Source organism: Exiguobacterium sp. U13-1 (assembly GCF_001750115.1).
In the GTDB taxonomy this organism is placed as follows: Bacteria; Bacillota; Bacilli; order Exiguobacteriales; family Exiguobacteriaceae; genus Exiguobacterium_A; species Exiguobacterium_A acetylicum.
Window position 1 is genome coordinate 841,873 of the sequence record NZ_CP015731.1, and the last position, 12,549, is coordinate 854,421.

The window sequence follows — 12,549 nt, forward strand, 5'->3', positions numbered from 1 at the left end:
GGGGGAGCACAATGTATTTAGGAGTCGATTATTATCCAGAACAAACACCACGAGCACTATGGGAGGAAGACTTCCGACTGATGAAGGAACTTGGCGTCAACGTCGTTCGTCTCGCGGAATTCGCTTGGTCAATGATGGAGCCGGAAGAAGGCGTCTATGACTTCAGCTTTTGGGATGACGTCATCGAACGCTTGAGTGCGGAAGGATTCGATATCGTACTCGGAACACCAACTGCGACACCACCGGCTTGGTTATGTACGAAGTATCCAGAAATCTTACCGGTCGATGAGAATGGTGTGACGATCAGCTTTGGTGCTCGTCGCCATTATACGGTCCACAGCGAAACGTACCAGCGTCTATCCGTCAAAATCACGGAAGAGATGGCGAAACGCTACGGTCAACATCCTCGTGTCATCGGGTGGCAAACGGATAATGAATACGGGCATGAGAAATCGGATCGTTCTTACGGCGATGTCGACCGCGCTGCTTTTCAGCGTTGGCTAGCGAACCGTTACGGAACGCTCGATGCCTTGAACGAAGCATGGGGAACCGTCTTCTGGAGTCAGACGTACACGGCGTGGGAGCAAATCCCGGTACCGCGTAAAGTCTATCAGGAACACAACCCATCCTTGCTCGTCGACTTCGATCGCTTCTGTGCCGACGGCTATACGTACTACAACAAATTACAAGTTGATGTCTTACGTCGCTACATTCCAGAGAACGTCTTCATCACGCACAATCTGGTCTACAGTGACATGGCGGTCAATCAGCAACAAATGGCGCAAGACCTCGATTACGTGGCGTTCGATAACTACCCAGTCTGGGGTGGACTACCGGAGCCGAACCGGTTCGAGAAGATGGCGAGTGATCACGATCTTTGCCGCTCTTCGAAGCAAGGAAAAGGGTTCTGGGTCATGGAACAGTTGAGTGGCGCACAAGGCTGGAGCAAAATCGGTTACTTGCCACGACCAGGACATATTCGCCTCTGGACGTACCAAGCGGTCGCGCGGGGAGCGGAAGCGATCGTCTACTTCCGCTTCCGGGCTGCTCATTTCGGAACAGAGGAGTTCTGTCACGGCATCATCGATCATGACGGCAAACCGAAGCGGAAATTCGAAGAAGTCAAACAGATCATGACGGAACTGAATACGTATGGCGATGAGATCAACGCGAGCCGTTATGACGCGAAAGTCGGTGTCTATTTCGATCAAGAAAACGTCTGGGCGTGGACACACCAGCCACACAGTGATGCGTTTGATTTCCGGACGGAGTTCGTCCGCTTCTATGGTGGAGCGGTTCGTCAACAAGTCGCAACTGACATCGTCTTCCCAGGTGATGATCTATCTCGTTATAAACTGATCATCGTTCCGCTCTATTTCTTAACGAATCCAACGTTCGATGACGCCTTGATTGCGTACATGGAACAAGGCGGTCACGTCATCTTCACGTACCGGACAGGTGTTAAGGATGCACGGAATCATGTCGTACCGACGACGTTACCGGGTAAGTTCGCGCCGTATGCGGGCATCGAGATCGACGAATATGAGTCACTCCAATCCGTTCAGCAACATCAGGTGACAGGCATCGGCGAGATGGTAGGACAATCTTCAACAGCCCGACTCTGGTGTGATCTTATTACACCGACGACAGCAGAGACGCTCGCTGTCTATGAAGATACGTTCTATGAGGGTGTAGCGGCTGTGACGCGCAATGCCTATAAAGGAATGATTACCTACATCGGCTCATCGATTGATGATGCGATGATCGATACGATTTACCGTCAAGCGTTCACTGAGGCCGGCATCGAGATGATCGAGGCGCCGGATCAAGTCGAAATCGTGCGTCGTCATGGCGAAAAACGCGACTTCCTCTTCTTGATGAACCATGACACGAAAGAAACGCGGGACGTCACGTTAGACGGAACATACCAAGCATTGACAAAAGATGAGACATATCGTGGAACGGTCCAGCTCGCACCACTTGAGACACTGATTCTGACGACGTAAGGAGGAAGAGAACCATGGCAATCTTTGAAGTAGCAGGACGTCGTTTCGTCATCGAAGGGAAACGGGTCGCTCACGTCGTCACGATCGGTGCGAACGGTAAGCTGATTCACACGTATTTCGGTGCCAAGTTACCATATCGAGATGATTATGAAGCGTTACCGAGTCCGATCGTCGCACACAGTTCGTTTGAATCACCAGATGGCGTCGCGACGTACGATTTCGTACCATTCGGCGAGATGTTGTATACGGAGCCGACATTGAAGTCGGAACGAGAGGACGGGCAACGGATTCACCAGTTCCAGTTTGAACGATCCGAGCAGACAGAAACGAAATTGACGCTCTGGCTGTTTGATCCCTTGCAGGAGATGCGTGTCGGGGTTCAGTACGAAGTGTTCACCGATTACGACATCATCGGTCGTTCGATCGTCGTCGAAAACACGGGACGATTACCTGTTCGTTTGACAGCAGCCCAGTCCTTTGCGATGGGACGCTGGCATCAACCGAATTTAAAACTGCATCACTTTGCTGGCATGTGGACAGGTGAGTTCAAGAAACAGATCACACCGGTGACACCAGGGCGTCAGACGATTGAAAGTCGGCGTGGGGTGACGAGTCACCAAGCGAATCCCTGGTTCGCGCTCGAGCAGGACGCGACAGAAGACAGCGGTGAAGTCGTCTACGGACATTTTGCTTATTCCGGCAACTGGGCGATTCATGTCGAACAAGATGCGTTCGGTTTTGTCCAACTGTCAGGTGGAATGAATCCGTTTGACTTCAGTTGGAAACTATCACATCAACAACAGTTGACGACACCAACGTTCTACATCGGCTATGCGGACGGGTTTGCGGATATGAGCGCCCATGCGCATGCGTTTCAGCGTGACGTCATCATGCCGCGTGCGACGGAGCGTCCAGTTCTCTATAACTCATGGGAAGCGACTTATTTCGATGTGACGGAATCTGGTCAACGTGAACTCGTTGATCTTGCAGCAGGAATCGGTTGTGAGCTGTTCGTCGTCGATGACGGTTGGTTTGGCGAACGCCATTCCGATCAAGCGGGACTCGGGGACTGGCACGTCAATCGGGAAAAATTCCCGAACGGTCTAGAGCCTTTGATCTCGTATGTGAAACAGCAAGGTTTACAATTCGGACTATGGGTCGAACCGGAGATGGTCAACCCGGATTCTGATCTATACCGGGCGCATCCGGACTGGATTTACCATGCACGGGATGCGGTTCGGACGACGTCACGGAATCAATACGTCTTGAATCTCGGATTACCAGAAGTCGAGCAGTTCATTCTCGAGATGATGGATGACTTGCTGACGCGTCACGCAATCGACTACATCAAGTGGGACATGAACCGCGCCTTCTCGGAACCGGGTGTTCCAAAAGACCAGACGGATCGCCAACAGGAATTATGGAAACGTCACGTCGATGCGTTGTACCGAATCTTTGATGAATTACGTCGCTTGCATCCGACGGTCGACTTCGAAGCCTGTGCAGGTGGTGGCGGACGGATCGACCTTGGAATCCTCTCACGGACGGAACAAGTCTGGACGAGTGATAACACCGATCCACTCGATCGCTTACAAATTCAGCATGACTTCTCGTATGCCTACAATGCGAAGATGATGAGCTGCTGGGTGACGGACGGACCGAACTGGTTAAATGGGCGCAACGTACCACTTGCGACACGCTTCGTCTCCTCGATGCAAGGTACACTCGGCATCGGTGGTAACTTAAGCGAGTGGTCAACGGATGAACTTGCGGAAGCAAAAGGCTGGATCGAGACATACAAAGCGATTCGTCCGACGATTCAACGCGGCATCCAGTACCGCCTCTCTGCTTTTACACAACAGACGCCAAGCGTCATGCAGTATACATCAGAAGAAGAAACGGTCTTGCTCGCGATCGCGTCACTTCGACAATACGGAACACACCAGTATCACTTCAAGCTCAAAGGACTCGACCCAGCAATGCGTTATCAAGTCGAGGACCGGACGTTAAGCGGCGCTTACTTGATGCAGCAAGGCTTGACGTTCTCATACACGACGGACTATGAAGCCCGCTGCTTGCGGATTCAGCCAGTCCACCGTGCGCTCTCACTACTTGAATCAAAGGAGACGATCGTATGACAGACCAGACGTTAGAAGCACAATTTGAACAGCGGTTTGGCTCACCGTCGACGCATCGCTTCTTTGCACCAGGACGGATCAACTTAATCGGTGAACATACGGATTACAATGGCGGTCACGTCTTTCCATGTGCGTTGACGTTCGGGACGCATGCGATCGCACGAAAACGAGACGATCAACGCTTCCGCTTCTACTCACTGAATTTCGAGCAAGACGGCATCATCGAAGTCGCACTCGACGAACTTGCGTATGACGCGACGCACAGTTGGGCGAACTATGCGAAGGGGATGATTACAGTCTTACAGGAAGCCGGGTACCGAATCGATTCAGGATGTGACATCCTGATTCAAGGTGACATCCCGAATGGAGCTGGTCTTTCATCATCGGCTTCGCTTGAACTCGTCATCGGTGTCTTGCTCGATCGATTATACGGATTAGAGATTCCACGTCTTGATCTCGTCCGGTTCGGTCAACAAGTCGAAAACCGTTATATTGGCGTCAACAGTGGTATCATGGATCAGTTTGCGATCGGTATGGGAAAAGCGGGAGCGGGATTGTTGCTCGATTGTGAGACGCTCGATTATACGTATGCCCCACTCGATTTGACGGGGTATACAATCATCATCATGAATACGAACAAACGCCGTGAATTGGCGGATTCGAAATACAATGAACGCCGGGCGGAATGTGAGACAGCACTCGCTTATCTCAATCAATTCACGCCACGGGAAGCACTCGGACAATGGACGACTTCAGAATTTGCAAAAGTCGCATGGGAAGACGAACGTTTGATGCGTCGCGCCCGCCATGCGATTTCAGAGAATGAACGAACGCTTCAGGCACTAGCAGCACTCGAAGCGGGAGAACTGACGACGTTCGGTCAGTTGATGAACGCTTCACACGTCTCGTTACGGGAAGATTATGAAGTGACAGGGATTGAACTCGATACACTCGTCGAAGCGGCTTGGGAACAACCGGGCGTGCTCGGCGCACGGATGACAGGTGCTGGTTTTGGGGGCTGTGCGATTGCAATCGTCGAAGACGAGGCAGTCGACGCCTTCAAACAAGCTGTCGGCGAACATTATGAAGCACGGATCGGTTACCCGGCGACGTTCTATACGGCGACGGTCGGTGACGGAGCACGTGAAATCGAACGGGAGGTCATCTAAATGGCAACGTTAGTCGTAGGTGGAGCCGGCTATATCGGCTCCCATGCCGTCTATCAATTGATTGATGCCGGAAAGGATGTCGTCGTCATCGACCATCTGCAGTCCGGACATCGTGAAGCGGTCCATCCGCAAGCACGTCTATATGAAGGAGACATACGCGATCGTGCTTTTCTCGATCGCGTCTTTACGGAAGAGACGATTGAACAAGTCGTCCATTTCGCTGCCTTTTCACTCGTCGGCGAGTCGATGACGGAACCATTACGTTACTTTGATAACAACGTTTACGGGACACAAGTGTTGCTCGAAGCGATGACTGCTCATGACATCAAACAAATCGTCTTCTCTTCGACGGCAGCGACATACGGTGAACAGGAACAAATGCCGATTCTCGAAACAGCGGAAACACGTCCAACGAATGCCTATGGTGAGACGAAGTTGATGATGGAGAAGATGATGCGATGGTCTGAACAAGCGTATGGCTTACGTTACGTCGCGTTACGTTACTTTAATGTCGCCGGTGCACGGGCAACCGGAGAGATCGGGGAAGACCATACACCAGAAACACATTTGATTCCGCTCGTCCTTGAAGTCGCCAACCGACAACGGGCAGAAATTTCGATTTATGGCGATGATTATCCAACGCCGGATGGCACGTGCATTCGTGATTACATCCATGTTGAAGACTTGATCGATGCCCATATACGAGCACTCGATTATTTAGCGAATGGCAACGATAGTACGGTCTTTAACCTCGGTTCAAGCCAAGGGTTTTCCGTGCGAGAAATCATCGAAGCAGCTCGTCGTGTAACTGGACATCCGATTCCAGAACGAATCATCGAACGTCGTGCAGGGGATCCGAGTATCTTGATCGCCGGATCCGCTAAAGCAAAAGAAGTTCTCGGCTGGACACCACAACGTACCGACATCGAAACAATCATCCGTGATGCTTGGAATTGGCATGCGCACAATCCAGAAGGATACCGGACGAGCGTTCGTTAAAGAGAGACAGAATGAGGAGAGTGACGGCGATGAATGAACTCATCCAACAGTTAGTAGCGCAAGCAATCCAGGAACGCTTGATTGAACCGGAAGATGCGATCTACGCCCGGAACCGGATTCTAGCGCGGGTCGGTCAAGCCGATTTTGAAGAACAGGCAGACGTACCATCTCGCCCAATTCCAGATATTTTGGATGACATGATCGAAGTGTTGATCGCAAGCGGACAGTTGCCGGCGCGTCTTGAAGACAAAGAACAGTTCGCAGCAGATGTGATGGATATCTTCGTCGCCCGTCCATCTGACGTGACGGCGGTATTCCGTCGTCTGTACGCTGAATCACCTATTGCTGCGACGGATTATTTTTACCAACTGAGCCAAGCAAGTAACTACATTCAAACGAAACGGATTGCTAAAAATAAACGTTATCAAGCGGAGACAGCTTACGGAACGATCGATGTCACGATCAACTTATCGAAGCCGGAAAAAGATCCGCGTGAAATCGCGGCAGCCCGGACGGAGGCACCGACGACGTCGAACTATCCGACCTGCCTGTTATGTGTTGAAAACGTCGGCTACGCGGGTCGTGCGAATCATCCAGCCCGTGCGAATCACCGAATCGTTCCGCTGACACTGATGGAAGAACCATGGGCACTACAATACTCACCGTATGTCTACTACAACGAACATAGCATCATTTTGTCGCAGGAACATCGTGACATGGTCATCAATCGGGATGCGTTTGCACGTCTGCTCGCCTTCGTCGAACAATTCCCACATTACTTTGCTGGTTCGAACGCCGACCTGCCGATCGTCGGTGGATCGATCTTGACGCATGATCATTATCAGGGCGGTCGCTATACGTTTGCGATGGACCGGGCAAACGCTTTAACATCCTTTACGTTCCCGGATCAGCCGACAGTCACTGGTGAAACCTTACACTGGCCACTGAGTGTGTTGCGTCTGAAAAGTACAGATGCGTCGGCACTACTCGATGCTGCGACGACCGTCTATGAGACGTGGTTGACGTATACGGATGAGAGTCAAGAGATCCAGTCACACACAGGTGAGACGCGACACAATACGGTGACGCCGATTGCTCGTCAGCGTGATGGACAATTCGAGCTCGATCTCGTCTTACGGAACAACCGGACGTCAGCAGAACATCCGGACGGTATTTTCCATACGCATGCTGATATTCACCATATCAAACGGGAAAATATCGGTTTGATCGAGGTGATGGGACTGGCGGTCTTACCGGCACGTTTGCTCCAAGAGTTGCAACAGGTTGAACGATTCATCACAGGTGAAATCGACGAAGTGGCAGTTGCTCATGCTGACTGGGCAGAGGAACTAAAACAAGCGTATGACGGTCAAGATGTCACGATGTACGTCGAACAAGCAGTCGCCGCGAAATTCGTACGTGGTCTCGAGGACTGTGGCGTCTTTAAGCAGACGGAAGACGGTCAGGCAGCGTTCGGACGATTCATTCAACTCGTGACGCGCCAACCGGTGGAGGAACAACGATGACACGACTACTTGAGAAAGAGTTGATCCGCCATACGTTACGCCAGGAAGGCATCGAAGTGACACTCTGGAACTACGGCGGCATCATCCAAGATATCCGGACGATCGATCGGGATGGTCATTTAGAGAGTGTTGTCCTTGGCCTCGAGACGGTGGAAGATTATCAACAGCACTCGCCTTACTTCGGGGCAATCGTCGGACGCGTCGCTGGTCGAATCGGACAGGCGCGCTTCGAAGTAGCGGGAGACGTCTATCCGCTCGTCGCAAACGACGGTGCGAATCATCTACATGGTGGGATTCACGGATTCGATCAAGCGTGGTTCGATGTCATTGAAGCGACGGATAGATTGTTCCACTTGCGCTTGAACAGTCCAGACGGAGAAGAAGGTTATCCGGGAACGGTCACGCTCGACGTGTATTATCGCCTAGACGATACGACACTGACGCTTGAGATGACGGCTGTAACGGATCAAACGACACCCCTCAATCTGACGAATCATACGTACTTCAACTTATCGGGAAATGCGAAGCGGGATGTGTTGGATCACGTCTTGACGTTACCAAGTGACTACTACTTACCCGTCCAGCCAGATGGCTTGCCGACGGGCGAACAACGGGATGTCTCCGGAACCCCGTTTGATTTCCGTAACGGTCAGTCGATTCGTGACGGGATTACGCTGGAACATCCCGAGACGATTGCTGTCGGAAACGGCTACGATCATCCATTCGTCTTGCGGGCTGACACACTCCGACTTGAAGATCCGGTATCCGGTCGCTTCGTCGACGTGACAACAAATCAGCCAGCAGTCGTGCTCTATACCGGAACGCAACTGCTGACCGATTATACGGTTCATGGGGTTTCGGCTCGGCCATCGCTTGGCTTATGCCTTGAAACGCAAGTTCATCCGAATGCAGTCCATGAATCTGATTTTCCATCAATCCTGTTGTCACCCGGTGAGGCGTATCACTGGAAAACAGCTTATCGCTTTGGTGTAATATCTTGATTGATTCGAAGAAGCCCCGCTTTCCGTGTCCGGTTGGATAGGAAATTGGGGCTTTTTGTGTATAGAAGGAGATCGGGAAGAAAAGTGCGAAAGGTGATACTAAATCATAATTTAAGGAGGGATTTCCATGCAGTATGCCGCTACTCCTTGTCTCGTTTTTTCGGGACAAGCCAAGCAGGCGATTGCTTACTACGAAAACATATTTGCGATGACACGTCGCCGTCTCGTAATGGACGAAACAGGAGACACCGTCTATCACGCACAGTTATCAAACGGAGCGTTCGAATTGATGCTCTGGGACGAGAGTGATGCACCGGAGATCTCTCCTTCACTCCATCTGTTGTTGACTTTTACGTCGCTTGAAGAGCTCGAGCAAGTGTATCTGCGATTAACGACAGATGGTCAAATCGTCACACCTCTTGCTGTAGCAGACTTTGGAGGTTGGTATGCGCAAGTCCGCGATCCGTTCGGGATTCTTTTTGCTCTATCTTTCAGCGAAGAGGGACGAGAATCAGAGGCGTTGCTCGAGCGCGAGTAGCGTCCGCTTCATATTCAGACCGCCATGATAGCCGAGAAGATCGCCTTTTTTGCCAATGATCCGGTGACACGGAATCGCGAGCAGTAATCGATTTTTTCCGATTGCCGTGCCAATCGCGCGAGTCGCGTTCGGTCGAAAGAGACGTTCCGCGATATCAGAGTAGGTGGCGGTTTGACCGTACGGTACCGCGCGTAAAGCATTCCAGACTTCAAGCTGGAACGGGGTACCGACAGGCGCAAGCGGAAAGGACAGTGTCGTCGACTGCTGATTCAGATAAGCGAGTAGCTGCTCCGTATACGGAGCAAGCGCGGTGTCAGAAGCAATCCGATCGGCTCGGGGGAAGTGTTTTCGCGACCAGTCGTCGAATAGATCCTCCGGTTCATCCCAAGCGCCGACATAACAGAGACCATCTGCTGTAGCGGCGACCGGAAACGTATGCGTATTCCAGTGCAAACGAGTGAAGTACAGTTCCATGACATGTTTTCCTTTCTACACGAAATGAAGTGACGAATCCAAAAGAGGTGCTTCTGACGCAGAGGCACCTCTTTTAGATTACGCGCGCGAACCGACCTGTTGACGGGGTGGCAGGTGGATCGATTGACCGAATAAGGATTCTATCGATTCCGTCAGGACTTCGCCTCGACTCGGATGAGCCATGACAGGGAAGAGAAGATCCTCCCGTTTCGCTGCCAGTTCCAGTGCTTGTGTAAATTGTCCGACGAGACGATGGGCATCGTCCCCGATCATATGAATACCAAGGATTAGTGATGTTTGCTCGTCAGCGATGACCTTAACGAACCCACTGCCACCTTCAATCGTCGTCGCTCCGTTTGCATTCAGTGGGAACTGTCCGGTTTGGAGCGTGTGTCCGGCTTCACTCGCTTCTTGTTCTGTCATCCCAACCGAAGCAATCGGTGGGAAAGTCCGTAGAACCGTTGGGTAGTAAGGTGTCGTCAGATCGACGTCTTGACCAGACAAGTGAGCTGCCGTCCGTTTCGCTTCGTGAATCGCACGAATGGCGAGCTGGGGACCCGGTGTCACGTCACCAATCGCGTAAATATGCGCTTGATTCGTTCGTCCATATGCGTCAACTGGAATCATTCCGTCTTCTGCAAGCGTCACACCGATCCGTTCGAGACCGAGTGTCAAACTGTTCGGGATCCGGGAAAGGGACTGGAACAGATAGGCACCCTGATAGGCGACTTCTTCTCCGTTTTTCATGACGGTAACGGTCGCGTCTGATGAAGCCTCGATACGTGTCACGACATCCGATACGAGACGGATTTTTTGTTTTTTGAATGTCCGCTTCAGTTCCTTTTCAAGGCTTGGTTCGAGTGATAAGTGATCCGCGAACAACGTCACCTCTGTCCCAAGTGCATGGAAACAAGCAGCAGCTTCGAGTGCTAACGTGTCGGATCCAATGATCAATAAGCTCTCTGGTCGCTGCTCGAGTTGATAAAGCTGCTCGGCATTCAAACGGCACGATTCCTCGTGCTGGATACTGTGACTGCCGGTCGCAATGATGACGTCCCGGAACCGGTACGTATCGAACTGATGTCCCGACTCGACGCCGATCCGGTCTTCTGACAGGAAGGAGGCTGCACCAGAGATATGCTCAATCTGGTTCGCCTGACAGAGGGCGACCACTCCCTGACGTAATTGCTGCACGACTCGATTCCGGTAAGCATTCATTTTACTGAAATCATGGACAGCAGGGACCGTGAATCCAAGGTCTTCAAGATGCGGCATGCGTAACATCTCTTCTGCCGTATGCGCGTAGACCTTGGACGGGATACAGCCTCGGTTTAAACACAGTCCACCGAGTTCATCTTGTTCGATCAAGGTGACGTTTCGACCGCCTTGTGCTGCGCGGATCGCTGCCGTGTAACCTGCGGGACCTCCACCGATGATCAGGAGATCCCGTTCTTGTGTAAGTTCGCCAACAACCATGTTAGATCAACTCCAAAAGTAGGGTAGTCGGATGTTCAATCAGTGACACGAAGCGGTTCGTAAAGGCAACAGCCGTTGCCCCGTCCGCGACACGATGATCAAACGACATCGACAAATTCATCATCGAGCGGACGACGATTTGATCGTCTTCATCGACACAGGCTCGTTTTTTCGTCTTATGGAAGGCAATCAGTGCCGTTTCCGGATAATTGATGATCGGTGTTGCTCCCGTACTGCCGAGCGGACCCACATTGCTCATCGTGAATGTACTTGGTTTTAAATCTGCTGCGCGTAAGGCACCGTTTTGAGCACGTTGTTGCAAGGCGACCAATTGTTCATGCAGTTCCGTCAGCGAGAGCTGATCGGCATGACGGATGACAGGAACCATCAACCCGTCCGGTGTCTCTGTTGCCATGCCAAAGTGGAAATCCTGCTCTAATCGAATACATTCATTCGCTTCATCGAGTTTGGCATGAAAGACAGGATACTCTTTTAAGGCAACGATCAAGGCTTTGATGAAGAAAGCATTGATGTTGATGTTTCGTCCAGCGGCTTTCCATTCGGCACGTAAAGCGAGCAAACGTGTCATGTCAACTTCCTCGAAGTGGGTGACGTGTGGAATCGTATACAGCGACTGGGTCATCTTTTTCGCGATCTGCTTGCGAATGCCGCGGAACGGAATCGTTTCCGGTGATGCCTCTTGGTACGTAACCTCTTCAAGGATTGGTACAGCTGTCTCTTGTGGAGCAGTAGCAGCCTGGACGAAGCGAAGCACATCGTCCTCCGAGACTCGACCTGACGGATCGGAAGCCGTTACAGCTTCGATATCAATCCCGTGATCACGGGCGATTTTTCGCGTATATGGTGTCGCAAGGACACGTTTTGTTGGAGATGCTTGAACAGGTGGGACTGCGACAGGTACTGATTCAGGTACGCGCGACGCTTCAGGTGCTACAGTGACTGGCATATCAGAAGCGTTGCTTGCTTCGATATGCAACAACGTCGTACCGACTTGCACCGTCTGACCGACCGGGATGATGATTTCCTTGACGATTCCGGAAACGGGAGCCGGTAGTTCGGCGACCATCTTATCAGTCGCGACCTCAACGACCGGTTGATCCGTCGTGACATGGTCTCCGACTTGGACGAGGTAATGGGCGATCTCACCTTCTGTCATCCCTTCACCGACATCATGTAATTTAACTTCGATCATGGCATTCAG

10 protein-coding genes are annotated in these 12,549 nt (G+C 51.7%); 7 read left to right on the plus strand and 3 right to left on the minus strand.

Annotated elements, in window-relative coordinates:
• Nucleotides 1-11 precede the first annotated feature (11 nt).
• From ESP131_RS04375 to ESP131_RS04405, 7 genes are all read left to right on the plus strand, one after another.
• Nucleotides 12-2,006, plus strand: coding sequence for a beta-galactosidase (locus ESP131_RS04375; RefSeq protein ID WP_069940255.1), 1,995 nt, complete (start codon nucleotides 12-14; stop codon nucleotides 2,004-2,006).
• Between the two features lie 14 nt (nucleotides 2,007-2,020).
• A complete protein-coding gene (locus ESP131_RS04380) occupies nucleotides 2,021-4,144 on the plus strand; it encodes an alpha-galactosidase (protein WP_069940256.1) in 2,124 nt (707 codons plus the stop codon).
• On the plus strand, nucleotides 4,141-5,313 hold the full coding sequence (locus ESP131_RS04385; protein WP_069940257.1) for a galactokinase: 1,173 nt from the start codon (nucleotides 4,141-4,143) through the stop codon (nucleotides 5,311-5,313). The genes ESP131_RS04380 and ESP131_RS04385 overlap by 4 nt, the downstream gene beginning before the upstream one ends.
• On the plus strand, nucleotides 5,314-6,312 hold the full coding sequence (gene galE / locus ESP131_RS04390; RefSeq protein WP_029343345.1) for a UDP-glucose 4-epimerase GalE: 999 nt from the start codon (nucleotides 5,314-5,316) through the stop codon (nucleotides 6,310-6,312).
• 29 nt (nucleotides 6,313-6,341) lie between these two features.
• Nucleotides 6,342-7,838 carry a UDP-glucose--hexose-1-phosphate uridylyltransferase gene (locus ESP131_RS04395; protein WP_069940258.1) on the plus strand — a complete coding sequence of 499 codons (1,497 nt, stop codon included), beginning with the start codon at nucleotides 6,342-6,344 and terminating at the stop codon, nucleotides 7,836-7,838.
• Nucleotides 7,835-8,839, plus strand: a complete 1,005-nt coding sequence (locus ESP131_RS04400) for an aldose epimerase family protein (protein ID WP_069940259.1) — start codon at nucleotides 7,835-7,837, stop codon at nucleotides 8,837-8,839. Before ESP131_RS04395 ends, ESP131_RS04400 begins: the two co-directional genes overlap by 4 nt.
• 127 nt (nucleotides 8,840-8,966) lie before the next feature.
• Nucleotides 8,967-9,377 (plus strand): VOC family protein, encoded by a 411-nt coding sequence (locus tag ESP131_RS04405; protein WP_029343350.1) that lies wholly within the window; start codon nucleotides 8,967-8,969, stop codon nucleotides 9,375-9,377.
• On the opposite strand, the gene ESP131_RS04410 is transcribed toward ESP131_RS04405, so the two are convergent.
• The 3 genes from ESP131_RS04410 to ESP131_RS04420 form a co-directional block, all read right to left on the minus strand.
• Nucleotides 9,351-9,851: a methylated-DNA--[protein]-cysteine S-methyltransferase gene (locus tag ESP131_RS04410; protein ID WP_029343351.1), complete on the minus strand. Its 501-nt coding sequence runs from the start codon at nucleotides 9,849-9,851 to the stop codon at nucleotides 9,351-9,353. The two genes, ESP131_RS04405 and ESP131_RS04410, sit on opposite strands and share 27 nt — an antisense overlap.
• Nucleotides 9,852-9,929: 78 nt before the next feature.
• Nucleotides 9,930-11,327: a dihydrolipoyl dehydrogenase family protein gene (locus ESP131_RS04415; RefSeq protein WP_069940260.1), complete on the minus strand. Its 1,398-nt coding sequence runs from the start codon at nucleotides 11,325-11,327 to the stop codon at nucleotides 9,930-9,932.
• Nucleotide 11,328: 1 nt separating this feature from the next.
• Nucleotides 11,329-12,540 carry a dihydrolipoamide acetyltransferase family protein gene (locus ESP131_RS04420; RefSeq protein WP_197499336.1) on the minus strand — a complete coding sequence of 404 codons (1,212 nt, stop codon included), beginning with the start codon at nucleotides 12,538-12,540 and terminating at the stop codon, nucleotides 11,329-11,331.
• Nucleotides 12,541-12,549: the final 9 nt, after the last annotated feature.